Source organism: Phytomonospora sp. NPDC050363, from assembly GCF_040655735.1.
Lineage (GTDB): Bacteria > Actinomycetota > Actinomycetes > Mycobacteriales > Micromonosporaceae > Phytomonospora.
Genome location: NZ_JBFAKK010000005.1, coordinates 350064 through 376420, shown reverse-complemented (window position 1 = coordinate 376420; position 26357 = coordinate 350064). Strand labels below are relative to the sequence as shown.

The 26357-nt window shown below is 72.0% G+C and carries 25 protein-coding genes; 11 read left to right on the top strand and 14 right to left on the bottom strand.

Annotated elements, in window-relative coordinates; genetic code table 11:
- Positions 1–511: 511 nt before the first annotated feature.
- Positions 512–1729: an amidohydrolase gene (locus AB0I28_RS16305; protein WP_357493895.1), complete on the top strand. Its 1218-nt coding sequence runs from the start codon at positions 512–514 to the stop codon at positions 1727–1729.
- 155 nt (positions 1730–1884) lie between these two features.
- Positions 1885–2265 carry a DoxX family protein gene (locus AB0I28_RS16300; protein WP_357493893.1) on the top strand — a complete coding sequence of 127 codons (381 nt, stop codon included), beginning with the start codon at positions 1885–1887 and terminating at the stop codon, positions 2263–2265.
- Here AB0I28_RS16300 and AB0I28_RS16295 read toward each other — a convergent pair.
- Together AB0I28_RS16295 and AB0I28_RS16290 are read right to left on the bottom strand one after the other, a co-directional pair.
- Complete coding sequence (locus AB0I28_RS16295) at positions 2262–3191, bottom strand: DUF4349 domain-containing protein (protein ID WP_357493891.1); 930 nt, start codon at positions 3189–3191, stop codon at positions 2262–2264. The two genes, AB0I28_RS16300 and AB0I28_RS16295, sit on opposite strands and share 4 nt — an antisense overlap.
- 104 nt (positions 3192–3295) lie before the next feature.
- Complete coding sequence (locus AB0I28_RS16290) at positions 3296–3736, bottom strand: gamma-glutamylcyclotransferase family protein (protein ID WP_357493889.1); 441 nt, start codon at positions 3734–3736, stop codon at positions 3296–3298.
- A 74-nt stretch (positions 3737–3810) separates the two neighbouring features.
- Between AB0I28_RS16290 and AB0I28_RS16285 the strand changes: the two genes are divergently transcribed.
- The 3 genes from AB0I28_RS16285 to AB0I28_RS16275 all read left to right on the top strand — a co-directional run bounded on the left by AB0I28_RS16285 (position 3811) and on the right by AB0I28_RS16275 (position 8798).
- On the top strand, positions 3811–5202 hold the full coding sequence (locus AB0I28_RS16285; protein ID WP_357493887.1) for an NAD(P)H-quinone dehydrogenase: 1392 nt from the start codon (positions 3811–3813) through the stop codon (positions 5200–5202).
- A 242-nt stretch (positions 5203–5444) separates the two neighbouring features.
- Positions 5445–6602 (top strand): glutamate--cysteine ligase, encoded by a 1158-nt coding sequence (locus AB0I28_RS16280; protein WP_357493885.1) that lies wholly within the window; start codon positions 5445–5447, stop codon positions 6600–6602.
- A gap of 84 nt (positions 6603–6686) precedes the next feature.
- Positions 6687–8798, top strand: coding sequence for an NACHT domain-containing protein (locus AB0I28_RS16275; protein ID WP_357493883.1), 2112 nt, complete (start codon positions 6687–6689; stop codon positions 8796–8798).
- A gap of 106 nt (positions 8799–8904) precedes the next feature.
- Here AB0I28_RS16275 and AB0I28_RS16270 read toward each other — a convergent pair whose 3' ends face one another.
- From AB0I28_RS16270 to deoC, 3 genes are read right to left on the bottom strand one after another with little or no spacing between them, the layout of a single operon-like run.
- Entirely contained in the window at positions 8905–9789 is an 885-nt protein-coding gene (locus tag AB0I28_RS16270; RefSeq protein ID WP_357493881.1) for an aldehyde dehydrogenase family protein, read from the bottom strand.
- Positions 9782–11209 carry an aldehyde dehydrogenase family protein gene (locus AB0I28_RS16265; protein ID WP_357494281.1) on the bottom strand — a complete coding sequence of 476 codons (1428 nt, stop codon included), beginning with the start codon at positions 11207–11209 and terminating at the stop codon, positions 9782–9784. The genes AB0I28_RS16270 and AB0I28_RS16265 overlap by 8 nt, the downstream gene beginning before the upstream one ends.
- A gap of 9 nt (positions 11210–11218) precedes the next feature.
- Positions 11219–12124, bottom strand: coding sequence for a deoxyribose-phosphate aldolase (gene deoC, locus AB0I28_RS16260; RefSeq protein ID WP_357493879.1), 906 nt, complete (start codon positions 12122–12124; stop codon positions 11219–11221).
- A gap of 62 nt (positions 12125–12186) precedes the next feature.
- Between deoC and upp the strand changes: the two genes are divergently transcribed.
- Positions 12187–12819, top strand: coding sequence for a uracil phosphoribosyltransferase (gene upp, locus AB0I28_RS16255; RefSeq protein ID WP_357493877.1), 633 nt, complete (start codon positions 12187–12189; stop codon positions 12817–12819).
- A gap of 230 nt (positions 12820–13049) precedes the next feature.
- Here the strand turns inward: upp and AB0I28_RS16250 are convergent, their stop codons facing one another.
- The 3 genes from AB0I28_RS16250 to rimI form a co-directional block, all read right to left on the bottom strand.
- Positions 13050–15542 (bottom strand): hypothetical protein, encoded by a 2493-nt coding sequence (locus AB0I28_RS16250; protein WP_357493875.1) that lies wholly within the window; start codon positions 15540–15542, stop codon positions 13050–13052.
- 89 nt (positions 15543–15631) lie between these two features.
- Positions 15632–16702: a tRNA (adenosine(37)-N6)-threonylcarbamoyltransferase complex transferase subunit TsaD gene (gene tsaD / locus AB0I28_RS16245; protein ID WP_357493873.1), complete on the bottom strand. Its 1071-nt coding sequence runs from the start codon at positions 16700–16702 to the stop codon at positions 15632–15634.
- Positions 16699–17178 (bottom strand): ribosomal protein S18-alanine N-acetyltransferase, encoded by a 480-nt coding sequence (gene rimI, locus AB0I28_RS16240; protein WP_357493871.1) that lies wholly within the window; start codon positions 17176–17178, stop codon positions 16699–16701. The genes tsaD and rimI overlap by 4 nt, the downstream gene beginning before the upstream one ends.
- Positions 17179–17474: 296 nt before the next feature.
- Between rimI and AB0I28_RS16235 the strand changes: the two genes are divergently transcribed.
- Complete coding sequence (locus AB0I28_RS16235; RefSeq protein WP_357493869.1) at positions 17475–18050, top strand: hypothetical protein; 576 nt, start codon at positions 17475–17477, stop codon at positions 18048–18050.
- Here the strand turns inward: AB0I28_RS16235 and tsaB are convergent.
- The 6 genes from tsaB to AB0I28_RS16205 form a co-directional block, all read right to left on the bottom strand.
- Entirely contained in the window at positions 18037–18693 is a 657-nt protein-coding gene (tsaB, locus tag AB0I28_RS16230) for a tRNA (adenosine(37)-N6)-threonylcarbamoyltransferase complex dimerization subunit type 1 TsaB (RefSeq protein ID WP_357493867.1), read from the bottom strand. The two genes, AB0I28_RS16235 and tsaB, sit on opposite strands and share 14 nt — an antisense overlap.
- Before the next feature lie 71 nt (positions 18694–18764).
- Positions 18765–19235, bottom strand: a complete 471-nt coding sequence (gene tsaE, locus AB0I28_RS16225; RefSeq protein ID WP_357493865.1) for a tRNA (adenosine(37)-N6)-threonylcarbamoyltransferase complex ATPase subunit type 1 TsaE — start codon at positions 19233–19235, stop codon at positions 18765–18767.
- The gene (locus tag AB0I28_RS16220) at positions 19232–20374 is read right to left on the bottom strand and encodes an alpha/beta hydrolase (RefSeq protein ID WP_357493863.1); all 1143 of its coding nucleotides are present in this window, start codon (positions 20372–20374) and stop codon (positions 19232–19234) included. The genes tsaE and AB0I28_RS16220 overlap by 4 nt, the downstream gene beginning before the upstream one ends.
- On the bottom strand, positions 20371–21480 hold the full coding sequence (alr, locus tag AB0I28_RS16215; protein WP_357493861.1) for an alanine racemase: 1110 nt from the start codon (positions 21478–21480) through the stop codon (positions 20371–20373). Before alr ends, AB0I28_RS16220 begins: the two co-directional genes overlap by 4 nt.
- Before the next feature lie 51 nt (positions 21481–21531).
- Positions 21532–22953: an NAD(P)H-hydrate dehydratase gene (locus AB0I28_RS16210; protein ID WP_357493860.1), complete on the bottom strand. Its 1422-nt coding sequence runs from the start codon at positions 22951–22953 to the stop codon at positions 21532–21534.
- A 125-nt stretch (positions 22954–23078) separates the two neighbouring features.
- Positions 23079–23447: a holo-ACP synthase gene (locus AB0I28_RS16205; RefSeq protein ID WP_357493858.1), complete on the bottom strand. Its 369-nt coding sequence runs from the start codon at positions 23445–23447 to the stop codon at positions 23079–23081.
- Between the two features lie 98 nt (positions 23448–23545).
- On the opposite strand from AB0I28_RS16205, the gene AB0I28_RS16200 reads away from it, so the two are divergent.
- Genes AB0I28_RS16200 through AB0I28_RS16185 form a run of 4 tightly spaced genes read left to right on the top strand, consistent with a single transcriptional unit; the run spans position 23546 to position 26321 of the window.
- Entirely contained in the window at positions 23546–24019 is a 474-nt protein-coding gene (locus AB0I28_RS16200) for a GNAT family N-acetyltransferase (RefSeq protein WP_357493857.1), read from the top strand.
- A gap of 20 nt (positions 24020–24039) precedes the next feature.
- Positions 24040–24600: a hypothetical protein gene (locus tag AB0I28_RS16195; RefSeq protein ID WP_357493855.1), complete on the top strand. Its 561-nt coding sequence runs from the start codon at positions 24040–24042 to the stop codon at positions 24598–24600.
- Positions 24597–25184, top strand: coding sequence for a hypothetical protein (locus AB0I28_RS16190; protein ID WP_357493853.1), 588 nt, complete (start codon positions 24597–24599; stop codon positions 25182–25184). The genes AB0I28_RS16195 and AB0I28_RS16190 overlap by 4 nt, the downstream gene beginning before the upstream one ends.
- A gap of 39 nt (positions 25185–25223) precedes the next feature.
- The gene (locus AB0I28_RS16185; RefSeq protein ID WP_357493851.1) at positions 25224–26321 is read left to right on the top strand and encodes a crosslink repair DNA glycosylase YcaQ family protein; all 1098 of its coding nucleotides are present in this window, start codon (positions 25224–25226) and stop codon (positions 26319–26321) included.
- The last annotated feature ends 36 nt before the right edge of the window (positions 26322–26357 follow it).

The following is a 26357-nucleotide window of genomic DNA, read 5'->3' as shown; positions in this document are numbered from 1 at the left end:
TGCACGGACCCGTTGTGCGACGGCTCTACGTTGTGATGAGTAAGAATTCATAAGTGGAGATTACTCAACGTAGTTTGATTGCGAAGCACCGTCACGATCCGCCGACACCGTCGTCCCACCAACGGTTGACCGTTCAAGCCGTAACTTGATCGGCTTGTGAACCGTTATTGGAGGTGTGGGACAGGTGGCAAGCTCAGTGCAACCGCACCACAAGCGAAAACAGGCCCGCGACGTATCCGACCGCGGGCCGCGGGCGGCCAAGCGTCCCGAGAGACCCTCGGACAGCGCGGACGCCAATCGACTGCCCAATGCGGACAGTAATCAGCGGCGGTCTAGGCTGGTCGAGTCTTTTGTAGACGCACACATGACCGAAGACCCGCACGGCACTCAACATTGCGACAACGTTTCGAGCCATGCCGCAAAGAGCCATGGAGTCCGACCTCAAGTCCATTCAATCCAGTACGAAGGTACCCACACCGTGACTATCACGTCGACACTCTCCGCAGAGCCGATGCCCGCCCCATTCGGGCCGGTCGCCGACGGTGACCCGTTGCCGGGTCGCCTCGACGCCTGGCTGGCCGCTCACGCCGAGGAACTCGTCCGGATCCGCCGCCACTTCCACATGCACCCCGAACTCTCGGGCGAGGAACACGGCACCGCGGCCTATGTGGCCGAGCGGCTTTCGGCCGCCGGACTCACGCCACGGCTCATTCCCGGCGGCAACGGCGTGCTCTGCGACATCGGTGAGGGCGACCGCGCGATCGCCCTGCGGGGCGACATGGACGCGCTGCCGATCGTCGACCCGAAGGACGTGCCCTACCGCTCGACCGTCGACGGGGCCTGTCACGCGTGTGGACACGACGTGCACACCACGGTCATCCTGGGGACCGGCCTGATGCTGGCCGACCTCGCCGCGCGCGGTGAGCTCCCCGGCCGGGTGCGGCTGGTGTTCCAGCCCAGCGAGGAGAAGTTCCCCTCGGGCGCGCCGGTGATGATGCGCGCGGGAGCACTCGACGACGTCGCGGCCATCTACGCGCTGCACTGCGACCCGCGGCTGCCCGCGGGGATGATCGGCATGCGCTCGGGGCCGCTGACGGCGGCCTCCGACATGCTGGAGGTGCGGCTGTCGGGTCGCGGCGGGCACACGTCCCGGCCCCACCTGACCACCGACCTGGTGCACGCCCTGTCGCGTGTGGTCGTCGACGTGCCGGCGCTGCTCAACCGCCGCCTCGACCCGCGGATCGGCGTGGCGCTGGTGTTCGGCGCGATCCAGGCCGGACAGGCCGCCAACGCCATCCCGCAGGAAGGCGTCGTGCGCGGAACCGTGCGGATGCTCGACCGCAACGCGTGGAAGACCGTGCCGGGCATGGTCGAGCAGCTCATCCGCGACGTGGTCGCCGCCACCGGCGCGACCGCCGAGATCGAGTACACGCAAGGCGTCCCGCCGGTCGTCAACGACCGGGTGGCCACCGCGATCTTCGCCGGTGCCGCCGCGGCCGCGCTAGGCGAGGACCGGGTCACCGAGTCGCCGATCAGCATGGGCGGCGAGGACTTCGCCTGGTACCTGGAGCAGGTGCCCGGCGCGATGGCGCGGCTGGGCGTGGGACGCGCCGGACAGGCGCTCGACCTGCACCAGGGCGACTTCGACGTCGACGAGTCGGCCATCGCGACGGGCGTGCGGGTCATGACGCACACCGCGATGGCGGCGGTGAGTTCGGCGGCGTTCTAGGGCTCGCGCTCGAACGCCGCAAGGATCGGTGGCCGGTGGTGCCGGAGTGGCCCACCGGCCACTGTCATGTGCGCGGCCGGGCCGTGTCACGAATGTCGCGCGGGCCCCGTCTCATCTCCGAACAGCCGTGAACGACACGCTCTAGGAGAACCGCCATGAACATCGCCCTGTGGATCGTCGCCGGAGTGCTCGCCGCCGCCTACCTGGCCGGGGGCGCGGGCAAGGTGATCGTCTCGAAGCGGAGGCTGGCCGCCGCGGGCGCCAGCGCCGCCTGGACCGAGCAGTTCAGTTCGGCCGGCGTGAAGGCCATCGGCGCGCTGGAGGTGCTCGGCGCGATCGGCCTGATCCTGCCCGCGCTGCTCGACATCGCCCCGATCCTGGTCCCGCTGGCCGCCTCCGGGCTGGCCGTGATCATGATCGGCGCGACGATCGTGCGCGTCCGGCGCGGCGAGTACAAGCTGATGGTCGTCGACCTGATCTACCTCGCCCTGAACCTCTTCGTGGCGTGGGGTCGCTTCGGGCCCTACGCATTCTAGAAGCGCCCGGTCCCCCACGGCGGCTTCGCCTCGCCGGCCTTGCCCGCCGGCGCCTCCGCCGGCGCGTCCGGCGGGGGCGGCTGGACCGGGCGCCCGACCTTGCGCCTGAGCACGGGCAGCCCTCGACGGCGGCGGGACCACGTCCACACCGCCGCGAGCGGCACGCCCACGACGGCCAGGAACGGCAGCATGAAGCCGAGGATCGTCAGCGCCACCGCGCCGAACAGCACCAGGCCGTCCCAGCCCGACTCCAGGCCCGAGCCGAAGCCCGGCGGAGCGGTCGGGGACTCCGCGCTCGTCTCGGCCGGCGCGTCCAGTCGCAGGGTCAGCGAGCCGAAGGCGACGGCGTCGGTGAGGTCGCGCTTGTCGGCCTGGAGTTCGGCCAGTTCGGTCTCGCGCGTGGTCAGCTCGGCCTCGAGTTCGACCACTTCGGACAGCGAGGAGGCGTCCTCCATGAGTTCGCGGACCCGCTCGACGCTCGCGCGCTTGGTCGCGATGCGGGTGTCGAGGTCGGCGGAGGTCTCGGTCACGTCGGTCGTGGACAGGGTCCGCGACTCCTCGGTGCCCAGCGCGGCCAGGAGTTCGACCGTGGCGGTGAAGGACTCGGCCGGGATGCGCAGGGTCAGCGTCGTGCGGGCGCCGTCGCCCAGTTCGCGGCGGTCGCCGGCGACGAAGCCGCCGGCGGCGGTGACCAGCTCGATCGCCTGGCGCGCGGCGGAGGTCACGTCGGGAGCGCTCAGCGACAGCTCGCCGGTGTAGACGACCTGCCGTTCGGCGCCGTCCTCCCCGGCCGCGGGGTCCTCTGTGGAGGCGGGGGCGGGATCACCCCCGGAATCCGCGTCGGCGTCGTCGGGCCCCGCCGAGCAACCGGCGAGGAGAAGGACGGCGAGGGCGGCGGGAACGAGACCGCGGGCGAGACGACGCATGTGGCACCTCCGGGCTAAGGGCTCGGATGTGACGTTCCTCGCGTCGGGTCTCGGCCGGGTCGCGGTGCGGACGCGGCCGGTCGCGGAAAGGTATCAGTTGGGGGCTAGCCGGTCGGGCGCTTCCGGATGGCGTCGACGTAGTCCTCCGGCGCGCCGGCCTTCTCGGCGGCGGCGGCCAGCTCGGCCAGGTACCAGCTCGACGGGAGCCCGCCCTCGTAGCCGTCGAAGACGTACATCCACGTGGCCACATCGCCGTTGAGCGTCGCGACGTGGGCGTGCAGCCTGCGGTAGACGCCGCCGGTGGCGCCCTCCAGCTCGTCGAGGGTGGCCGCGTCGACGGTGTCGACGTCGTAGAGGGCGCAGAAGACGCGGTCACCGGCCGATTCGACGACCGTCGCCAGGGAGCCCTCCCAGCCCAGTTCGGAGCCGGCGAAGGTCAATCGCCAGCCCTCAAGCCATCCAGTGCCGACCAGCGGCGAGTGCGGGCACGTGGCCCTCATCCGTCCGGGGTCGAGGTTTGATCCGTACGCGGCATACAGCGGCACTGTACGACGATAGCTTGAGAGACAATGCCGTGGAAGCATTTGTACGCGCACAACACCGGCGGGAAGGTAGCGAAGTGACCCGGATAGCGATCATCGGCGGAGGTCCGGCCGGGTACGAGGCGGCCCTCGTCGCCGCACAACTCGGCGCGGACGTGACCGTGGTCGAGGAGGCGGGCGCCGGCGGCGAGTGCGTCCTGTCGGACTGTATTCCCAGCAAGACCTTCATCGCGTCGTCCGGCGTGGTGACCGCGGCGCGCAATTCGGCGCGGCTCGGCGTGTCGACAGGGGACATCACCGTCGACGCCTCGTCGGTGCATTCGCGGGTCAAGCAGCTCGCGGTGGCGCAGTCGGAGGACGTGCACGCCAAGCTCGTCAAGGCCGGTGTCACGTTCATCGCGGGACGCGCGGCGCTGACCGGATCGGCCGAGGCGCACCAGCACAAGGTGCTGGTCACGCCCGCGGAAGGTGATCCGCACGACATCGAGGCCGACGTCGTGCTCCTCGCCACAGGGGCGACCCCCCGGGTGCTGCGCGACGCGCAGCCCGACGGCGAGCGGATCCTCACCTGGCGGCAGGTCTACGACCTCGACGAGCTGCCGACGAAGCTCGTGGTCGTGGGTTCGGGTGTCACGGGGGCGGAGTTCGCCGGGGCGTACCAGGCGATGGGCGTCGAGGTGACGCTGCTGTCGAGCCGCGAGCGGGTCATGCCGCACGAGGACGCCGACGCGGCGATGGCGATCGAGAACGTGTTCCGCGAGCGCGGCATGGAGATCCTGCCGAAGGCGCGCGCGGCGAGTGTGAAACGCGACGGCGAGGGAGTTCGGGTCGAGTTGACCGACGGGCGTGTCGTGGAGGGTTCGCACGCGCTGATGACGGTCGGGTCGGTGCCCAACACCGCCGACCTCGGGCTCACCGAGGCCGGTGTGGTGCGCGGGCCGGGCGGGTTCATCACCGTCGACCGTGTCTCGCGCACGAACGTGCCGGGGATCTACGCGGCCGGGGACGTGACGGGCGTGCTGATGCTGGCGTCGGTGGCGGCGATGCAGGGGCGGATCGCGATGTGGCACGCGCTGGGCGAGGCCGTCCAGCCGCTGCGGTTGAAGAAGGTCGCGGCGAACGTGTTCACCGACCCCGAGCTGGCCACCGTCGGGGCGACGCAGGCCGACGTGGACTCCGGGCGGGTGCCCGCCCGCGCGGTGATGCTGCCGCTGGAGGGCAACGCGCGGGCGAAGATGAACGGCGACACCGACGGTTTCGTGAAGCTGTTCTGCCGGCCCGCCTCGGGTCTGGTCGTCGGCGGCGTTGTCGTGGCACCGCGTGCCAGCGAGCTGATCCTGCCGATCGCGATGGCCGTGGAGAACCACCTGACCGTCGCCGAGCTGGCGCAGACGATCACGATCTACCCGTCACTGTCGGGGTCGATCGCGGAGGCCGCGCGGCAGTTGATGCAGCACGAGTTCGAGTAGGCGGACGGGCTCGGGGGCCCGCCGGGGCCCCCGGAAGCTTGTCCGGTATTCGGCCGATGCGCCGGACCCGCCACGGGCGGTAGTCTCGTGGTATCGGATCGCCCCCTCCGGGGGCCGTGCGCTTCATACGCACGCCGATCTTTGGCTGCGGTGGAAGCCAGGGACTCGCGTTCAGCAATCCCGATTGGCGGCCCATGGGCGGCATCCCCGGTAATGCATTTTCTTTCCCTCCCGCGCCGACCATGGGCGTCGAGGAGGAGTACTTCATTGTCGACCCGATCACCCGCGAGGCGGTACCCGACGCGGCGGCCGTGGTCGCCCGCGCTGAAACCTGGCCCGGCGGGTCGGTGAGCACCGAGTTCACCCAACAGCAGATAGAGGCACGCACCGCCCCCTACACGGCGCTCGGCGAACTCGCCGGGCAGATCCGCCGCATGCGGCGGATCGCGGTGGCCGCCGCGCGCGAGGAAGGCCTGCGGGTCACCGCGACGGGCACGCCGATCCTCGGGGACGTCACGCCCCCGCCGATCGCCGACCTGCCGCGCTACCGCGAGACGACCGCGATGTTCCGCGCGCTCCAGGACGGGCAGAACATCTGCGCCTGCCACGTCCACGTGCACGTTCCGGACAAGACGACGGCGATCCTGGCCGGCAACCACGTTCGGCCGTGGCTGTCGGTCCTGCTCTCCATGAACGCCAACTCGCCGTACCTGGCCGGCCGCGACACCGGCTACTCCAGCTGGCGGACCCTGTCGTGGAGCGGGTGGCCGGTGGCCGGTCCCCCGCCGTTCTTCGGCTCCCTCGGACACTACGAGGACGTCGTCGGCACGCTGCTGGAAGGCGGCGCGCTCAAGGACCGGCGCTCGATCTTCTGGGACGTGCGCCCCTCGGCGCACCTGCCGACCCTGGAGATCCGCGTCGCCGACGTGGCGGCCGGCTACAAGGAGACGGTGCTCTTCGCCGCCCTCGTGCGGGCGCTGGTGGTACTGGGCGTCCAGGCGGTCGCCGACGGCGACAAGGGCCCGCGCGTACCGGCCGAGATCCTTCGGGCGGCGCACTGGCGCGCGGCTCGCGACGGCATCGAAGGCCACGGCATCGACGTGCGCAGCGGCCGGCTGCGGCCGGCGACGATGCTCGTCGACGCGCTCCTGGCGCACGTCCGCCCGATCCTCGAGTCGTGGGGCGAGTTCGACACCGTGACACGGTTGTGGGACATGCTCCGCACACGCGGGAGCGGTGCGGCCCGTCAGCGCGCCGACTACGCCAGGCACGGTCAGCTCACGGACGTGGTCGACGGGCTGATCATCGCCACCGACCCCGACCAGCACCCCGAGGACTCGCTCGTCGAGGTCGAGGCCTCGGAACGCAGCGGCGACGGAATGGTGTCGCTGGGCGGCTGAACAACAGATGCAAAGGGGGTTCGCGAACCCCCTTTGCACACATCGGGCGAGCACTCTGCGGCGCGCATCGGCTACAAAGGACTCATGCGTCGAACGCCCGTCGGCGGCACCATCGCCCTGGTCCTGCTGAGCACCGTCGCGCTGAGCCTGGTCGTCAACGTGGCCAGCGCCGAGCTGCCCGGGGCGCTCCTGCCCTACCGGTGGCTGGCCTGGCCGCTGTTGCTCGTGCTGGCCGGGGCGGTGATCGTGGTGACGGTCCGAACCGAGCGGCGCGACGGCCCGGTGTCGGCGAGGGGCAATCCGGCGCGGACGCGCGAGGTGCTGCTGGCCGCGCAACACGACTCCTGGATCGCGGGCGTGCTCGAACAGTCCCTCTACGCCAAGGCGCGGCTGCGGCTGGAGTTCGCCACCACCGTCGACGAGCCCCACCCGTGGGGCGTGCGGGTCATCGCGCCCGGCACCGAGCCCCGCCGACTGCGCGGGGGCCAGTCGATCACCGAGATCTTCGACGGTGAGATGCGCGGCTGGATGCTCGTCCTGGGCGAGCCGGGGGCGGGCAAGACGACCACGATGCTCGAACTGCTCCGCGACCTCCTCGACCGCGCCGAGCACCCGGGCCGCGCGGTCCCGCTGCTGGTCAACCTCGCGTCGTGGGACGGGATCACCGACTTCGAGTCGTGGCTGGTCAAGGAGGCCGCCCGCCGCTACCGCGTCCCCGCCGAGCACCTGGCGGCCTGGCTGCGCGACGCCGAGCTCGTCCTGCTCCTCGACGGCCTCGACGAGGTCGCCGAGATCTTCCGCACCGAATGCCTGCGGGCGATCAACCGTCTGCGCGAGAAGCACCCGACCGTCCCGATCGTCGTGTGCTGTCGCAGCCGCGAGTATCGCGCCCTCGGCGAGACCCTCACCCTGCGCGGGCGCGTCGAGATCCAGCCGCTGGCGACCGCCGATGTCGACCGCTTCCTGCGCAAACACCGCCTGGCCATCGCCCGCAGGGTACTCGACGAGGCGCCCGACCTGCGCGCGCTCGTCACCACGCCCCTGCTGCTCAGCGTGCTCATGCTCGCCTACCGCGAAGCGCCCGCGTCCGCCGACGACGGTGGCGGTGACCCGGTCCGCCGCCTCCTCACCGCCTACGTGCGGCGGATGCTCGTCCAGCGCTCCGACCCCGCGCACCCGCCGCGCCGGGTCGTCGAGCAACTGGCCTTCATCGCCGTCCAGCTGAAACTGAGCAGCCGGACCATCTTCACCTTCGACGGCGTCGCGGGCCTGCCGCCCTACTCCCGGCTGCCGAAGTGGCTGACGCTGGCCTACATCCCCGTGCTGGCCGCCGCCGGCTGGTGGTGGGCCGGTCCCGGCGGCGCGGCGATCGGCGCGCTCGCCGGGCTCTACTTCCTGCCCGAGACCTACCACGTGTCGCTGACCTCCCTCGGGATCGGCCTCGACGAGGACGGCCGCCGCCAGGTGATCCCGGAGCGCAACGGGCCGGGAATCTCTTTGGCGAGCGGCATCGAGGACGTCATGACCGAGAAGCCGCAGCTGGCCTCGGTCGTCCTGCTCGGCATGACCGTCGGCACCTTCGCCAGCTGGTACCACTCGCACGCCTGGACCGGGATACTGCACGGCCTGGCGGCGGTCTTCGCGTGCCTGCTCGCCCGGGGCACGGTGGCCGGGGAGTGGTACGACGAACCCGCGCCCGGCCGCACCCGCTCGGAGGTCCCCTCACCCGTGCTCGGCGCGTTCCTGCGCCTGGCGGCGCTGCGGGCCGCCTTCTGCTCGGTGACCGTGTTCGGCGTGGCGCTGCTGACGACCGTGTGGTGGACCGGGCCGGCCGGGAGCGTGCCCTTCGCGACCTTCGCCGGGGTCGCGACCGGCTGCTACATCGTCTCCGGGCTCGGTGCGGCCGCGGTGGTCGAGCAGTGGTTCATGCGGCGCGATCTCGCCCGGCGCGGACTGCTCGACTCCCCCGCCCGCGGCGTCCTCGACCACGCCGCCGACTCCCTGCTCCTCCAGCGGCTGGGCGACGACTACCTGTTCCCGCACCTGCTGCTGCGCGACTACTTCGCGGGCCTGTGGACGACCCTCGAAACCCGGGTGCCCTCCCCGAGGGCGGGCGCCTCGACCGTCGCCACTGTCTCGGCGGGGCCGTCGGCCGACGCCTGTCGCATCGCCGACATAACCCGCGACCTGCGCTAAAGGCGCACAAACAGTCCGTCGACGTGTACACGTCTACCCGCACACTCAAGGGGTATCCCCGGATGCGTGCCGAGCATCGACCTCCACGCATCCGGGTGAATATCCTCTAGCCCGCTGCGGGATGCCAGACGGTCTTGATCTCGGTCCAGGCCCGCAGGCGCTTGATCCCCGGCTCGGCCAGCCAGTCCTCGTTGCCCGCGCGGAACACGCGCTTGAGGTTCCCTGCGGCCGAGACCTCCAGCGAACGCGCCAGCTCGGCGTCGTCGACGCCCGTCAGGTCGACGCCGTTGACGTCGGCGTGCGAGGCGAGGTGCGGGGCCATCTCGGCGACGTGCCCGGTGAGGATGTTGACCACACCGCCGGGCAGGTCGGAGGTGGCCAGGACCTCCCCGAGCGTGATCGCCGGCAGCGGCTTGTCCTCGCTGGCCAGCACGACCACGGTGTTGCCGGTGACGATGGCCGGGGCGATGACGCTGATCAGGCCGAGCAGCGGCCCTTTCTGCGGCGCGACGACACCGACCACACCGGTCGGCTCGGGGCTCGACAGGTTGAAGTAGGGACCGGCTACGGGGTTGGCGCCCCCGAGGACCTGCGGGACCTTGTCGGCCCAGCCGGCGTACCAGACCCAGCGGTCGACGGCGGCGTCGAGGAAGGCCTCGGCGACCTTCTTCGTGGCACCGTCGGCGGCGCGGACCTCCTCGACGAACTGGGCCCGGCGGCCTTCGAGCATCTCGGCGACCCGGTAGAGGATCTGGCCGCGCAGGTAGGCCGTCGACCCGGCCCAGCCGGGCTGGGCCTTGCGGGCGGCGACGACCGCGTCGCGGACGTCCTTGCGGGACGCGCGGGCGGCATTGGCGAGCGTCGACCCGTCGGTGCCGGTCACCTGGTACGACCTCCCGGACTCGCTGCGCGGGAACTTCCCGCCGACGTAGAGCTTGTAGGTCTTACGGACGGACAGGCGCGTCTCGCTCGCGTTGGACCGTTCAGACATCGAGGTACGCCTCCAGCCCGTGACGGCCGCCCTCGCGGCCGTACCCGGATTCCTTGTAGCCGCCGAAGGGCGAGGTCGGGTCGAACTTGTTGAAGGTGTTGGCCCACACCACGCCCGCGCGCAGGCGCTCGGCCATCCACAGGATCCGCGAGCCCTTCTCCGTCCACACCCCGGCCGACAGGCCGTACGGGGTGTTGTTGGCCTTCGCGACGGCCTCGTCGGGCGTGCGGAAGGTCAGCACGGACAGCACCGGCCCGAAGATCTCCTCGCGGGCGATGCGGTGCGACTGCGAGACGCCGGTGAAGATCGTCGGCGCGAACCAGAAGCCGCGATCGGGCAGCTCGCAGGGCGCGGTGAAGCGCTCGGCGCCCTCGGCCTCGCCGATCTCGGACAGCTCGCGGATGCGCGCCAGCTGCTCGGCGGAGTTGATCGCGCCGACGTCGGTGTTCTTGTCGAGCGGGTCGCCGACGCGCAGCGTGGCCATCCGGCGGCGCAGACGGGACAGGAAGTCCTCGGCGACCGACTCCTGGAGCAGCAGCCGCGAACCGGCGCAGCACACGTGCCCCTGGTTGAAGAAGATCCCGTTGACCACGCCCTCGACGGCCTGGTCGACGGCCGCGTCGTCGAAGACGATGTTGGCGGCCTTGCCGCCCAGTTCGAGGGTGAGCTTCTTGGACGTCCCGGCGACCGACTCGGCGATGCGGCGGCCGACCTCGGTCGAACCGGTGAAGGCGACCTTGTTCACGCCCCCGTGGTTCACCAGGGCAGCGCCGGTCTCGCCCGCGCCGGTGACGATGTTGACCACGCCCGGCGGCAGGTCGGCCTCACGGCAGATCTCGGCGAACAGCAGCGCGGTCAGCGGCGTCGTCTCGGCCGGCTTGAGCACCACGGTGTTGCCGCAGGCCAGCGCCGGCGCGATCTTCCAGGCCAGCATCAGCAGCGGGAAGTTCCACGGGATGACCTGACCGGCGACGCCCAGCGGGCGCGGGTCGGGGCCCAGCCCGGCGTGACCGAGCTTGTCGGCCCACCCGGCGTAGTAGAAGAAGTGCGCGGCGACCAGCGGGATGTCGACGTCGCGGGACTCACGGATCGGCTTGCCGTTGTCCAGCGACTCCAGGACCGCCAGCTCCCGGCCGCGCTCCTGGATGATGCGGGCGATGCGGAAGAGGTACTTCGCGCGCTCGCGGCCCGGCATCGGACCCCACACCTTGTCGAAGGCCGCGCGGGCGGCGGCCACGGCGGCGTCGACGTCGGAGTCGGAGGCGCAGGACACCTCGGCGAGCGTCTCCTCCGTCGCCGGGTTGACCGTCTTGAAGGCCTCGCCCTTGCCGTCGACCCACTCGCCGTTGACGAACAGGCCGTAGGACGGCTTGATGTCGACGATGTCGCGCGACTCGGGCGCGGGTGCGTACTCGAAGATCGACATGGTCTAGTCCACCGTGACGTAGTCGGGGCCGGAGTAGTGGCCGGTGGTGAGCTTCTGGCGCTGCATCAGCAGGTCGTTGAGGAGACTGGAGGCGCCGAAGCGGAACCAGTCGGGGTCGAGCCAGTCCGGCCCGGCGGTCTCGTTGACGACGACGAGGTACTTCATCGCGTCCTTCGTGGTGCGGATGCCGCCGGCGGGCTTCACGCCGACCTTGCGGCCGGTGGCCTCGCGGTAGTCGCGCACGGCCTCCAGCATCAGCATCGTCACCGGCAGGGTCGCCGCCGGGGAGATCTTGCCGGTCGAGGTCTTGATGAAGTCGGCGCCGGCCTTCATCGCCAGCCACGACGCGCGGCGGACGTTGTCGTAGGTCACCAGCTCGCCGGTCTCCAGGATGACCTTGAGGTGGGCCTTGCCGCAGGCCTCCTTGACCGCGACGATCTCGTCGAAGACGCGGTCGACGTCACCCGACAGGAACGCGCCCCGGTTGATCACCATGTCGATCTCGTCGGCACCGGCGGCGACGGCCGCGCGCGTGTCGTCGAGTCGGATGTCGAGGGGCGCCTGGCCCGACGGAAACGCCGTCGCGACGCTCGCCAGGTGCACGCCCGAGCCCTTGAGGGCCTCGGCCGCCACCGGCACCATCGACGGGTACACGCAGATCGCGGCGACGCTCGGGCACGTCGGGTCGGACGGCTCGGGTCTGCGGGCCTTGGCGCACAGGGTGCGGACCTTGCCGGGGGTATCGGCGCCTTCGAGAGTGGTCAGGTCGACCATCCGGATGGCCAGGTCGATCGCCCACGCTTTCGCGGTGGTCTTGATCGACCGGGTGGCCAGGGTCGCGGCGCGCTGGTCGGCGCCGACCCGGTCCACGCCGGGCAGTCCCGACAGAAGGGTGGACAGCTCGGTCATGCAGGTGAGTGTACGGGCCGGGCGTGCGGGCTACCGGGGAGTAGCCGCTAGGGTCTGAGCCTGTGGACGTACACGTTGTCGATCATCCCCTCGCCGCCCTGCGGCTCACCACGATGCGCGCTGCCGAGACCGACTCGGGCACCTTCCGGGCGTCTCTGCACGAGCTGACGACCCTCCTCGTGTACGAGGCGAGCCGCGGCATCGCCGCCGAGCGGTACCCGATCACCACCCCGGTGGCCCCCACGACCGGCACCCGCCTGGCCAACCCGCCGCTGCTGGTGCCCGTCCTGCGCGCCGGGCTCGGCATGGCCGACGCCGCCCACGCGATCCTGCCCGAGGCGTCGATGGGATTCGTCGGCCTCGCGCGCGACGAGAAGACCCACGAGCCCCGCGCGTACATGGAGTCCCTCCCCGACGACCTCAGCGGCCGGCACGTCATCGTGCTCGACCCGATGCTGGCCACCGGCGGCTCGCTCGTCGCGTGCTGCGAGATGATCGTCAGCCGCGGCTGCACCGACATCGACGTGATCTGCGTGCTGGCGGCACCGGAGGGCGTCGAACGGCTGCGCGAGTCGGGGCTGGTGCCGAGGCTGACGACGGCCTCGATCGACGAGGGGCTCAACGACGAGGCGTTCATCGTGCCAGGGCTGGGAGACGCCGGGGACCGGCAGTTCGGCGCGTACCGGAGGTTCTGAGCACTCTGCTCGCCAGGTCGGAGGGAAGACCGCGCGGGGCGGGCCGTTGAAGTGCTCGCGCAGCGCTTCGCGGCTCGTCAAGGCGGGCGCGTCGGCGGGGTGGAAGGGGTGCGTCACGTGTGTGCGCTCGGTGTACGGGCCGGCCAGGTCCGGATCGCCGTCGCAGACGCCGTTGACGAGCCGGAGGAACACCTCGCGTGGGGCGGACATGCGGATGAGTTCGGGCCCGATCAAGCCGTGGGTCTTCCCTCATCCTCGGCCTTGCTGATCATCAGCATCAGCGCGGCGAACGATGCGATGCCGACGACCGCGCTGACGGCCTTGCCGATCGGTTCGGGCCACAGGAGGAGGGCGGCGATGGCGGCGCACAGGACGATGATCGCGAGCTGGATGGCCTTGGCGTAGGCGGGGTCGGGCAGGGGCCCGTCGGGGACGTCGTCCTTGCCCTTCTCCTTCTCTTTCTCCTTGTCCTTCTCGGTGTCCTTGTCCTTCGCCTTGTCCTTTTCCTTCACGTCGACGGGGACCGGCGGCGGGTCGGGCGGCTCTTCCTTCTTGCACTTGCACTTGCCCGAGGCGATGAGTTCCTTGAACTCCGGGATGCAGAAGTAGCCGTAGATGCCGCCGACCGGCGGGAACACGAACAACTTCTGCGTCGGGCAGGTGGGCCCGCCTTCGGGGTTGGGGTAGAACGCCGGCGGGATCGGCTTGGTGAGGGGCACGATCTGTCGGCCGGGGAACCGCGCCATCAGCGCCGGCAGGTACTTGGCGATCGATCCGACCCCGTCCCCGAAGCCCTTGGCGTGGCCGGGCTTGATCTCGCCCAGTTCCAGGGGCCCGCCGGGGTTGTCGATCGCGAGGTCGGCGGCCAGGCTTCCGGCCTGGCCGGGCGCTCCACGCACGGGGTACGGCGCGAAGGAGTTCGGGTACAGCCCGGTGAAGACGCCCGAGATGATCCCGTGCGCCGCCGTGCCCGCCACGCCGGGCGAGCCCTTGCAGACGCCGCAGCCGCCGGCGTCGCCCGCGCCGAGGGGGTCGCCGCCGCCGCCGGACGGCGCGCTCGGTGTGGGCGGCTTGGCGGCCAGCTGCGCGGTCGTCGCGCCGGCGGGCAGATCGTCGGCGAGCTTTCCCCAGCGCTCCGCCCAGGCGTACATGCCCTGCGGGAACGGCCCGTAGGCCTCGACCTTCGCCATGAGCTGCCCGACGACCGCCAGCGCCTTGCGGATGGCCTCGGCGGCCTTGCCCAGCGCGTCGACGGCCGCGCGGGTGGCGCGGCCGATGGCGGCGAGCCCGGCGCGGATCGCCGCGCCGACCCCGTCGAGGATCCTGCGGCCGAAGGCGGCCAGGTCCGTCGCGGCCTTGGTGACCGCGTCCACGGCGGCGCGGATCTTCGCGGCGATCGCGGCCTTCGCCTGCGCGGCGATCGCGCGGATCTTCCCGGCGACGGCGGCCGCGCCGGCGCGCACGGCGTCGGCGAAGGCGCCGACCAGCCCCGCGACCTTCGCCCTCGCCGCGTCGTAGAGGCCCTTGGCGGCCTGCTTGGCGCGGTCGAAGAGGCCGCCGACGGCCTGCTTGAGGCTGTTGAGCGCCCCGGCGGCGCGGTCGAGGAGCGAGGGGTCCTTCGCCTGCTGTGCCTTGGCGGCCTGCTCGGCGGAGGCGTACTCGCGCTTGGCGCCCCGGTCGGCCTCGCCGACGACTCCGCCGACTCCCGCGTCGAGCGCCGACAGCTTCGCCTTGGTCGAGGCGGCGTGCTCGGTGTGCATCGACGTCGCCGCCGTGGTCCAGCGGCTCCGCTCACCCGCGACGTCCTGCTGAACACCGCCGCCGAGGGCCTGCTGGCGGGCCGTGGTGTCGGCGGTGGCCTTGGCGACCTGGACCTCTCCCTCGCCGACGGCCTTGTCGACGCGGTCGCGCCCGGCCGACTCCTCCGCGCGCAGGCTCGCCGCCACGGCTCCCGTCCGCTCGGTGAGCCATCCGCCGACGCTGGACTCGGCCTGCGCCATCGCCGGCGAGTCGCCGCCCGAAGCGGCGATCGCGGGCACGTTCAGCGACACCGGCGGCACCTGCACTCCCTGCGGGGGCGCCACGCGCACCGGGGGCGCGGCCTCACCGACGGCGTTCTCCCCGTGGTCGGCGGCGGCCTCCTGCCCGGACTCGGTGGCGACCGCGCCCAGCTCGCCGAGGGCCGCGTCGCCCGCCCGGTGGGCGAGGGCCGGGTCGGCCTCGCCGGTGAGTTCCAGGACGGGCCGCGGTCCGCTGTCGAGGGCGGTGACCGGCGGGCTGACCGGCGCGGGTGTGCGCGGTGGGCCCAGCTTGGGATCGCTGACGGGTTTGGAGGCGGCGGGCGCCCTCGCGGCGGGTTTGCCGGGGCGCTGGTCGACGACGGGGATCTTCCCGGCGCTGTCGGGTCCGTCGCCGGCGCGCAGCTCGGCGAGGGATCCGCTCAGTTCGGGCAGGCCGGCACCGAAGGACCCGGGCGGCGCGGCGAAACCGGCGACCAGGCCCGCGCCGTCGGCGAGGCGCTGGACCTTGGTGTCCTCATCGGTGTTGCAGGGGCACTGGTCGTGCGGGATGGGGCCACAGCGCTGGACCGCGACGAGTCCGGCGACGGCGCGGTTGCCCGCTTTCGCCTGCAATGCCAGCAAGGGATGCGGCGGGCGCTGCGCGGCTCTGCGGTCGTCGCGGTCGGGCCGCGACGCCGTGGCGGTTCCGGCGTGCTCGCGCATGGGACTCTCCGGACGGGAGAAAGGTGTCCGTCACATCCGAGCGTGGCACGTTTTCACTGGTAGGGACAGGTGCGCGAGGCAAGTCTGCCTCAACGGGCAGCGACTTCGCGCCGGACGATGCTCACCAGCTCTACCGGCAGCGCCGAGTCGGTGGGGATACCGAGATCCGAGGGCTCCACGTTCGCGGCGACCAGATGCGACCCCAGGGCCGCGACCATCGCGCCGTTGTCGGTGCACAGACCCGGCCGGGGCACGCGCACCCGGATCCCCGCCTTCTCGCAGCGCTCGACGGCCATCGACCGCAGGCGCGAGTTCGCCGCGACGCCACCGCCGAGCAGGAGCGTGTCGATGCCGTGGTCCTTCGCGGCGGCGACGGCCTTCCTGGTCAGCACGTCGCACACGGCCTCCTGGAAGGACGCCGCGACGTCGTTGACCGCAACGGCCTCGCCCGCGCGCTTCTTCGCCTCGATCCAGCGCGCCACGGCCGTCTTGAGGCCCGAGAAGGAGAAGTCGTAGCGGTGCTTCTCCATGTCGCGGTGGGCGGTAAGGCCGCGCGGGAAAGCGATCGCCCCCGGGTCGCCCTCACGAGCGGCGCGGTCGATCGGCGGGCCGCCGGGGAAGGGCATCCCGAGCAGCCGCGCGACCTTGTCGTAGGCCTCACCGGCCGCGTCGTCGATCGTCGAGCCCAGCGGCTCCACCCGCCCGGCGAGATCCTCCACGAGCAGCAGCGACGAGTGACCGCCCGACACCAGCAGTCCCAACGCCGGCGCCGGAATGGGGCCGTTCTCCAGCGTGTCGACCGCGATGTGCGCCGACAGGTGATTCACGCCGTACAAGGGCTTGCCCGCCGCCAACGCGTACGCCTTCGCCGCCGCCACACCCACCAGCAGCGCACCCGCCAGACCCGGACCGGCCGTCACCGCGATCGCGTCGACGTCCGACAGCGCCACACCCGCGTCATCGAGAGCCCGCTGCACCGTCGGCACCATCGCCTCCAAATGCGCCCGGCTCGCCACCTCCGGCACCACCCCGCCGAAACGGACGTGCTGGTCGACACTGGTCGCCACCGCGTCGGCGAGCAGCGTGTGCCCCCGCACGATGCCCACACCCGTCTCGTCGCACGAGGTCTCGATACCGAGGACCAGCGGCTCGTTGCTCACGAAAGCTCCTTGATCATCACCAGCGCGTCGGTGCCCGTCGACTGGTAGTAGCCGCGCCGCAACCCGATCTGCTTGAACCCGTAGGCATCGTAAAGGCGCTGCGCGGGACCGTTGTCGACGGCCACCTCAAGTGCCACCCTCCGGGCCTCCCGACGAGCCGCCTCGGCCAACAACGCCTCGACCAGAAGACGCCCCAGACCACGCCTGCGGTACCCCGGGACGACCGCGATGTTGTTGATCCACGCGTCCTCACCGCTGGAGGACAGGCCCCCGTACGCGGCGACCGACTCACCGGAGGCACCCTCATCACCGGAGGAGCCGACAGCGGCGCCGCCGTCGAGGACGACCAGATAGTGATGCCCCGCCGCCAACTCCGACCAGAACATCGCCGGACTCCACGCCTCGGCACCGAAGACCTCCCGCTCGATCGGCAGAAGATCCTCGATATGCCACCAACGCAACCGCTCAAGTCTCACGGGGTTATCTTGCGCCTTCGGCGCGGATCCGGTCCTGGCCGGGCCGGTCGCTTCCGCCGTCTGGGGCTGCGCGTGGTGGGGCTCGGCCGAAGACGGCTCCTGCGAGCGGCCCGGCGTACGCACCGGCTCGACGTGGTCGGGGTCAGAGCCGGGTGGGTTGCGCTCGGTGCCGGGTGGGTTGGGGGTGGAGTTGGGCCCGGTGGGCGGGGTGGCGGGGTGGTCGTCAGGCCGTACGCTGGAGCGACCGGTCCGACCCAGACCGCAGACAGCCCCCGACACGACCCCGGAGGTGCGCCTTGCCGCGCTGGAACCGCCTGATCGCCGCGCTCACGCTGGCGGCCGTCGCGCTGACCGCGTGCACACCCGAGGACAACGCCGACCCGGGCCCCGAACCCTCCAGCACACAGGAAGTCGACGCCGAAGGCCGACTCGCCGTGAGCTTCCGCATGCCCGCCGACTTCGGCGAAACCTCCGCGGTCCCCCTCCCCATGCTCGTCTCCGAGAGCTACCGCACACCCCGCATCATCGCCCTCAAAGACGTCACCAGCGTCGAGGCGATCATGGTCGTCTCCTACGCGCTCCCCCAGGACTTCACCGGCGCCACCGACGAAGAACTCATCGCCAAGATCGCCGAGTACAACACCGCCGCCGGCGTCACCGCCAAGGGCGACCCCATCCTGGCCATCGCCAACCGCCACCGGGGCTTCGTCCAATCCCTGGAGAAGAACACCGACGGCAAGGTCATCACCTTCGAGTCGACCTACCTGTTCTTCGGCCCCAACCTCGTCCAGGTCGTCTGCCAGTGGGACGAGATGCCCGCCGAACTCGGCGACGCCTGCGAGACGGTCCTGCGCTCCCTCAAGGTGAAGTGACCGGCACACCCGGCGGCGGCGTCGCGTCGGGACGGCGCAGGTAGAGCGGCGTCAGCACCTCGCTGGGCGCCGACCCGCGGATCCGCTCGACGGCGGCCTCCGTCAACGCGCGCAACGGCGGATAGCGCGGCTCGTCGCGGATCTCGACGCCCAGCACCTCCGCATACAGACGCGCACCGTCGCCGACGGCGGCGTCCACGCCTTCGAGGGACAACTCGGCCGGCTTGTCCACCGACGGCCCCTCGACACGCTGCCCGTCCTTGTAGACCGCCCAGTAGACCTCGCGACGGCGGGCGTCGGTGGCGACCAGCACACAACCGGTCGTACCGGCGCCCAAAGCGTCGAGGGAGCAGACCCCATAGGTCGGGACGACCAGCGCGTGCCCCATGGCCGCGGCGGTCACCAGGCCGACGCGCAGGCCCGTGAACGGGCCCGGCCCGACCCCGGCCACGATCGCGGTGAGGTCACCGGCGGCGATCCCGGCCTCGGCGAGCACCTCGGCGATCAGCGGCGACAGGGTCTCGCCATGCGCGCGGGCGTCGACGACGCGATGCTCCGACAGGGCCGTGACGGCGGTGTCCGACACGTCGAGGACCGCCGCGGTGGTCGCGGGAGTCGAGGTGTCGACGGCGAGTACATGCACGCTGGGCATCCTATGCGGGCCGCGACCGGCCGCGCCGCCCGCATGCGCCGACGGCACGCCGGGAGACGCGTTCAGCCCGCCCGGAAGCCTTCGAGCCGCCGCGACCAGTCGGCGCCCACACCGGTGAAGGTCAGCTCCCGCACATCGTCGGGGCGACGCTCGATGCGCACCTCCAGATGCCCGTCGGTCAGCTGCTCGACCAGGCCCTCACCCCACTCGACGACCGTCACCGAGTCGGCGACGTCGGCGTCGAGGTCGAGATCGTCGACCTCCAGCGTCCCGCCGAGCCGGTAGGCGTCGACGTGCACCAGCGGCAGCGGCCCCCGGTGGACGCGCGAGATCACGAAGGTCGGGCTCGTCACGTTCCCCCGCACGCCCAGGCCCGCGCCCAGGCCCTGCGTGAACGCCGTCTTGCCCGCGCCGAGCGGACCGATCAGCACGATCAGGTCTCCGGGGCGCAGGATCTTCGCCAGGCGCTCGCCGATGGCCTTGGTGTCGTCGACACGCGCGGCTTCCACGCGCACCGAACTCCCGGTGGTCACTTGCCGGTCTCCTTCTTGCGACGGCGGCTGAACAGCTTCTTGAGGGGTGTGGCCGTGACAGCTTCGCAGATGCGGTGCAACTGGGCGATGATCGGGCCGGAGACCTCGTCGGGGAATTCGAGGGGCGCCACGTGCCCGGCCTCGGGCAGCACGACCAGACGCGCGGCGGGCATGGCCTCGGCGAGCAGGCGGGTGTGCGCCACCGGGGTGAACAGGTCCTTGGAGCCGCCGATGATGAGGACGTCGCCGCCGGTGAAGGCCATGAGGCTGTCGGCGCGGGAGTGCTCCATGAGGGTCTTGAGGTATCCGGCGACGGTCCCCATGGGCGTCGCGGTGTTCATCAGCTCGACGTAGGAGACCACGCTGGGGCTGGGCCGGGCGGTGCCGAAGCCGTAGCGGCGGGTCAGGAGCCAGGCGACGTCGCCGGCGGCGCGGCGGGCGCGGTCGATCATGGTCGGCGTCATCGTCGCCGCGCGGGTGACCAGCGGCAGGAGGGGCCGGCGCAGCTGGGAGATCATCTTCGGAAGACCGAAGGAGACCTCGGACAGGCCGCCGGAGCTGGTCGACAGCAGGGAGACGCCCTTGACGCGCTCGGCGAACAGTTCGGGGCGCTTCTCGGCCAGGGCCATGATCGTCATCGCGCCCATGGAGTGGCCGATGAGGACGAGGGGTCCTTCGGGGGCGATGGCGTCGATGATGTCGCCGAGCCCGTCGCCGAGGTTCTCGATGCCGTACTCGGTGACCGGCAGCCCGCCGGATCGGCCGTGGCCGGGCTGGTCGTAGTAGACGGCCCGGACGGGGAGTCTCGCCTCCGTCAGCGCGCGCCGCTGGAAGTGGAAGGTGCCCATGTCGAGGCAGAATCCGTGCACGAACACGGCCGTGACGGGAGCGTCGTCGGCGCCTTCGACCTCGGCGTACAGCTCGACACCGTCGGTGCTGGTCACGGTCTCGGAGCGGTCGTAGGGCAGCAGGCCGAAGGGCTCGTCGGTGTAGGGATCGTCGTCGGTGTTGCGTGCTTTGCGCACCAGGTACCTCTGCGTGCCGACGCCGGCGGCGATCCCGGCGGCCGCGAGGCCGACGATCGCGCCGATGATGCCGGCCTTCTTAGCCTTGCTGGCGGGCGGTTTGGGTTCGGTCACGTCGTGCCCCCTATGTGGCGGCGCGGGACGCGCGGGGCTATGCGGCTGACGATCTCGTAGTTGATGGTTCCGGTGACCTCGGCCCAGTCGTCGGCCGAGGGGCCTTCGGGGCCGAAGAGGGTGGCGACGTCTCCTTCGGCGACGGGGTGGTCGCCGACGTCGACGACGAACTGGTCCATGCAGATGCGCCCGGCGACGGTGAAGCGTCGGCCGTTGATGTCGACGGGACCCAGGCCCGAGGCCGCGCGGGGCACGCCGTCGCCGTAGCCGAGGGGCACCAGCGCGAGGGTCGTCGTCTCGCTCGTGGTGTACGTGTGGCCGTAGGAGACGCTGGTCCCGGCGGGGACGCGTTTGACGAGGGCGACCTTCGCGCGCAGCGTCATCGCCGGGCGCAGGCCGTGGTCGCGGCCGGCGAAGGGCGACAGTCCGAACAGGCCGAGGCCGGGGCGGACCAGGTCGAAGTGCGTCTCGGGCGCGGCGAGCAGGCCGGGCGTGTTGGCCAGGTGCCGCAGCGGCGGGTGGACTCCGGCTGCGTCGGCGGCGTCGAGGGCTTCGAGGAAGGCCAGCAGCTGGGCGGCGTTGGAGTCGGCGTCGGGCTCGTCGGCGCGGGCGAGGTGGCTCCACACGCCGATGATCTCGGCGTGGCCGTTGGCCTGGACCTTCGCGGCGGCGTCGAGCAGGCGCGGCCAGTCCTCTGGCAGGGCTCCCGCGCGCGACAGGCCGGTGTCGACCTTGAGGTGCAGGCGCGCGAGGTGGCCGGTGCCGCGTGCGGCCTCGGTGACCTCTTCGAGCTGCGCGAGGGAGGAGACCGACAGGTCGACCTCGGCGGTGACGGCCTCGGCGAAGTCCTGGCCGGTGGTGTGCAGCCAGGCCAGCGTCGGGGCGGTGATCCCGGCCCGGCGGATCGCGCGGGCCTCGTCGAGGGTGGCCACGCCGATCCAGGTCGCGCCGCCTTCGAGGGCGGCGCGGGCGGAGGGGACGAGGCCGTGGCCGTAGGCGTCGGCCTTGACCACGGCCATGACCTCGGCGCGCGTCATCGCCGCCATCAGCGCGGTGTTCGCGCCGACGGCGGCCAGGTCGACGAGCGCCTCGGTCTGAAAAAGCATGGTCACAGCGTACGTCCGGTCACTGTTCGTCCGTGGCCGTCCACCCGGGCGTCACGCCGGGCCGGTGAGGTCGCGGACGACCGGACGCAGCGCGGCGGCCACACGGGTGGCCGACACGGGCCCGTCCTCGGCGGCGCGGGCACCCGCCAGGCCGTGCAGGTAGGCCGCCGACACCGCCGCCATTCCCGGTTCGACTCCGGCGGCGAGCATGGAGCCCAGGAGCCCGGCGAGGACGTCGCCGGAACCGGCCGTCGACAGCGCGGCGTGCCCGGTGGGGTTGGCGTAGGTGCGGCCGTCGGGGGTCGCCACGATCGTGCGGGGGCCTTTGAGCAGGACGACGGCGCCGTAGCGTCGCGCGAGTTCCTCGGCGGCGGCGATGCGGTCGGCGCCGGGCGGCTCGTCGTCGTTGAGGCGCGCGAACTCCCGGTCATGCGGGGTGAGGACCGTCGGCGCGCCGCGGGAGGCCAGCAGCGCCGGTTCCCTGGCGAGGATGGTCAGCGCGTCGGCGTCGAGGCAGGCGGGGACCGGGTCGTCGAGCATGGAGCGCAACTCGGAGGTGGCCGTGGAGTCCGTGCCGAGCCCCGGCCCGATCGTCCACGCCTGGACGCGGCCGGTGTCGGCGGCGCGGTCGTAGGTGACGACCTCGGGGAAGCGGCCGCGGATGTCGGCGGCCGCCGGTCCGGCGTAGCGGATGTAGCCCGCGGGCCCGGCGAGCGCGCCCGACACCGACAGCTGCGCCGCGCCCGGGTAGCGCTTGGAGCCGGCGGCCAGGCCGAGGACGCCGCGGGTGTACTTGTCGTCGCCGGGGCGCGGGTGGCGCCAGGCGGCGGCGATGTCGGCGGCGTCGGGGATCAGGACGCGCGGGTCGTCGGGGAGGTAGGGGCCCAGTCCGATGTCGACGAGTTCGACGAGCCCGGCGCGCGCGGCGGCGGGCCCGGCGACGAGCGCGGGTTTGAGGCACCCGAAGGTGACGGTGACGTCGGCGGCCACCGAAGGGCCGGGGAGGGCACCGGTGTCGACGTCGACGCCGCTGGGCAGGTCGACGGCGAGAACGGGCGCGGGCGGCAGCGCCGACAGCACGGCGACCGCGTCGAGGCGCAGCCCGCCACGGGCGCCGATGCCGAGCATCCCGTCGACGACGAGGTCGACGGCCGCAGGGGGCGCGTCGACGACACGGCCACCGGCCGCGCGCAACGCGGCCAGCCCATCGGCGTGGACCCGCTCGGAAAGCCGCAGCGCCAACACCCGCGCACCCCGCCGGGCCAAGATCGCCCCCGCGTACAGCGCGTCACCGCCGTTGTCGCCCGACCCGACGAGCAGCAGCACCGACGAGCCGTACACCTTGGGCAGCATCAACACCGCACGACGGGCCAGACCCGCCGCGGCGCGCTGCATGAGAGTGCCCTCGGGAAGCTTCGCCATCAGCGCCGCCTCGGCGGCACGGACCTGCTCGGCACGAAACGCCGCGCGCATCAGACCCCGACCTCGACTCGAACCATCATGCGATCCACCTTCGCGCGATCGGACCGCGCACGGCCCGCCTTTGCGCGATTCGGCGAACCGCACCCGCAACGCCGCATACCCCGGCGCGCACCGGCTCAAGCCTCCGCGACGACTATCGCCGAAGCGATCCCGCCGTCGTGCGACAAGGACAGATGCCAGCGCGCCACACCACGATCGGCCGCGACCGCCGCGACCGTCCCGGCCACCGTCAGCCACGGCCGGCCATCGGGATCCGACACCACTTCGCAGTCGTGCCAATGCAGTCCACCGGGCGCGCCGAGAGCCTTGGCCACCGCCTCCTTGGCGGCGAAACGAGCCGCCAGGGACTCCGCCGAACGCGGATTCCCGCTTGCGGTGGTCTGCTCACCCTCGGTGAACAAACGGTCGGCCAACAGAGGGGTGCGGGCGATGGCCCGCGCGAACCTCTCGACGAGAACCACGTCGATTCCTACCGCGACGATCACTCCGCAACCCTTACACAGGATTCGCCAAACGCACAGCAACGCCTCACCTTCGGCGGTGAAGCCGACGGTACTTTCGGAGGAGGGGTAGATTTCGCGCGGTGACGAAGGCCGAACTGCGACCCCTCGACGCCGACACCGTGCCCGCCCTTCGCGACCTCGCCATCGCCCAGGCCGTGCCCAACGAGGTCATGCCGCCCGTCGACGGCCCCGGCGAGGACTGGACCGCCGAACGGATCGCGGCGTTCACCGACTTCCAGCACGCCCGCCTCGCCGAACCCGACCACCTCTCCTACGTGATCACAGTGGACGGTGCCCCCGCCGGCGTCGTCCGCCTCGACCGCGACGGCGAGACCGGCCGCCAGATCGGCTACTGGGTGGCCCGCTCCCACCGCCGCAAAGGCCTCGCCACCGAAGCCGTGCGACTGGTGCTGATCGAGGCGAAAGCCCTGGGAGCGACCACGGTCACCGCCGAGACCACCACCGGCAACCACGGATCGCGCGCCGCCCTCGCCCGCAACGGCGCCGAACTGAGCGTCGACGGGGACGACATTCGCGCCGTCTTCCCGCTCTGAACGCGGCTACGCTGTCGCCTATGCCCGAACGCGTCAACGTGCGGTGGCTCCTGGCCGTGCTGATCGTCCTGGGACTCGTCGCGCTCGTCATGCCCTTCCTCGACCCCCCGCCCGCCGACGTCCCTCCGACCCTCGTGGGTGTCGCCGACACCGAGGGACCGCTGGTCGAGAGCGTCTATCCCAACGCCGACGAGAACGTCCCCGACGTGGCGACCCTACGGCCGCAGGACTGGCCGACCCCGGAGAACGCCCTCGCCGAGCTGTCGCCGCTGCGAATCCGGCAGTTCACGCCCGCCGCCGGGGTGTCCAGCGGCGACGTCGCCTCCCGCGAGAAGGCCGCCGCGCTGCTCACCCGCGACGACGCCGCCCGCGTCGGCGCCTTTGTCCACCGCACCATCGGCGGCCTGCCCGCCATCGAACTGGCCTACGGCGACGGCGAGAAGTGGAAGGGCGTGGCCACCTACCTCTTCGGCACCGGCCTGATCATCGCCGTCGACTGCTTCCTGCCCGACTCGGCCGACCGCGCCGAGGTCCTCAGCGGTTGCGCGACGGCCCTCAACCACCTGACGGTGCTGTCGTGAAGCGCCGGCCGATCCGCACCGCCATCCTCATCGTCATCACCCTCGCGGTATGGGCGGCGGCGTTCAAGCTGTCCTTCCCCGCCGAACAGGCGCGAGTCGACCCGAACGCCGGGCGGCATCTGCCCCCGATCGCCACCGGCCCGGGCACGCATCTGGTCCACGACACCGGTCTCGACTACACCTTCACCGTCCCGGCCGGGTTCGCCGTGCACCCCGAAAGCGGCGACCTGCTGCCGGAGTCGTGGCTGCCCGCCTTCGCGCGCATCACCCGGGAGAACACCGAGTCCCCTGTGGACACCGACGGCCTCGGCGACGAGGAGCTGGCGGCCTCGGCGGAGGCCAATCCGCCCGGTGACAGCCTTCCGGCCGACCGCGGTGTGCTGGAGACCTTCGAACTCAACGGTTTCCGCGTCGTGGTCGCCGAATGGCCGCTCATGAGGCCCGGCATGCTGACCTACACCGCCTACCACGAACGGTCGGTGATCACCTTCACGATGATCCCGCCCGATCCGTCCTATGTGTACGACCCCGGCGTCTTCCCGGCGGCGATGGACGCACTGCTCGGCAGCCTGGAGTTCGACTAGCCCCCGGGCACCGCCGGCCGAAACGCCTAAGGTGACCGCATGCGAATCAGCCGTGCGCAGGCCCTGTCGTGGCGGATGGGGCGCCATTTCCTCACCGGCGGCGCCGACACCGCCGAGGACGTCGTCGCCCGCCTCGGGGCGGTGCCGGCCGTCTCCGGAGACGCCGACCTCGCCGTCCGCCGACGGATGACGGACTCCGCGCCGGGCGAGGTCGCCCGGGCGCTGGAGTCGGGGCGCCTGATGAAGACCTACGCCTTCGGCGGCGCCACCTACCTCATGGATCCGGCCCGTGCCGGTCGCTACCTGGCCCTGCGCGCGGCCGGGCGGATGTGGGAGCGGTCGAGCTGGATCGGCCACTACCGCCTCGAACCCGAGGACTGGCCACCACTGCGCGAGATCGTCCGCGGCCTTGTCGCCGACGGCCCCATCACCCGCGAACAGCTCATCGCCGGAGTGACCGCGCACGCCCGCTTCGCCCACCTCGGACCCGGACTCGCCCACACCGGCGAAACGCTGCTCAAGCCCTTCGCCTGGCAGGGCGACCTGTGCTTCGGACCCGGCCGCGAGGGGGTGCGGACCTTCCAGTCCCCCGCCGCGAGCCCGACGTGGAGCGCAATCCCCGGCCTGGAGGACGCCGGGCCGGCGGCCGTCGCCGCCTACTTCGACGCCTACGGCCCCGCGACGCTCGACCACGCGGCCCACTGGCTCGGCAGCGGACTGGGCGCCGGGCGCCGCCGGATCACCGCCTGGGTGGGCGATCTGGCAGGCAAGCTCGCCGAGGTCACCGTCGCCGGTGAGCCGATGCTGGTCTCCCGGGAACATCTCGACGGCCTCGACGCGCAGGCCGAGACGACCGCCGTCACGCTGCTTCCCGGTCACGACCAGTGGGTGCTGGGTCCCGGCACGGCCGACGAGCGGATCGTGCCCGCGCAGCGCCGCAAGGCGGTGACCCGTGGCGCCAACCTCGTCCTGGCGACCGGTGTGGTCAGCGGCACCTGGAAGGCCGGCGCCGAGACACTGGCCGTCTCCTGGTTCGCCGAGGCCGGCGGTCCGCCCCGCGGCGCGATCGAGTCGGAGGCGGCCCGCCTGGCCGCGCTCCTCGGCCGGGACCTCACCGTCGCGATCGACGTGACGTGAAGGGCACGAGAAAGGCGCCCCACCTATCTGACGGTG

Coding starts and splice junctions, on each gene's coding strand:
- AB0I28_RS16195 (WP_357493855.1), top strand. CDS start 24,040: ATGCCCGAACGCGTCAACGTGCGGTGGCTCCTGGCCGTGCTGATCGTC.
- AB0I28_RS16280 (WP_357493885.1), top strand. CDS start 5,445: ATGGGCGTCGAGGAGGAGTACTTCATTGTCGACCCGATCACCCGCGAG.
- AB0I28_RS16210 (WP_357493860.1), bottom strand. CDS start 22,953: ATGCGCGCGGCGTTTCGTGCCGAGCAGGTCCGTGCCGCCGAGGCGGCG.
- AB0I28_RS16250 (WP_357493875.1), bottom strand. CDS start 15,542: ATGCGCGAGCACGCCGGAACCGCCACGGCGTCGCGGCCCGACCGCGAC.
- alr (WP_357493861.1), bottom strand. CDS start 21,480: ATGCTTTTTCAGACCGAGGCGCTCGTCGACCTGGCCGCCGTCGGCGCG.
- AB0I28_RS16185 (WP_357493851.1), top strand. CDS start 25,224: ATGCGAATCAGCCGTGCGCAGGCCCTGTCGTGGCGGATGGGGCGCCAT.
- AB0I28_RS16300 (WP_357493893.1), top strand. CDS start 1,885: ATGAACATCGCCCTGTGGATCGTCGCCGGAGTGCTCGCCGCCGCCTAC.
- AB0I28_RS16270 (WP_357493881.1), bottom strand. CDS start 9,789: ATGTCTGAACGGTCCAACGCGAGCGAGACGCGCCTGTCCGTCCGTAAG.
- AB0I28_RS16305 (WP_357493895.1), top strand. CDS start 512: ATGCCCGCCCCATTCGGGCCGGTCGCCGACGGTGACCCGTTGCCGGGT.
- deoC (WP_357493879.1), bottom strand. CDS start 12,124: ATGACCGAGCTGTCCACCCTTCTGTCGGGACTGCCCGGCGTGGACCGG.
- AB0I28_RS16275 (WP_357493883.1), top strand. CDS start 6,687: ATGCGTCGAACGCCCGTCGGCGGCACCATCGCCCTGGTCCTGCTGAGC.
- AB0I28_RS16295 (WP_357493891.1), bottom strand. CDS start 3,191: ATGCGTCGTCTCGCCCGCGGTCTCGTTCCCGCCGCCCTCGCCGTCCTT.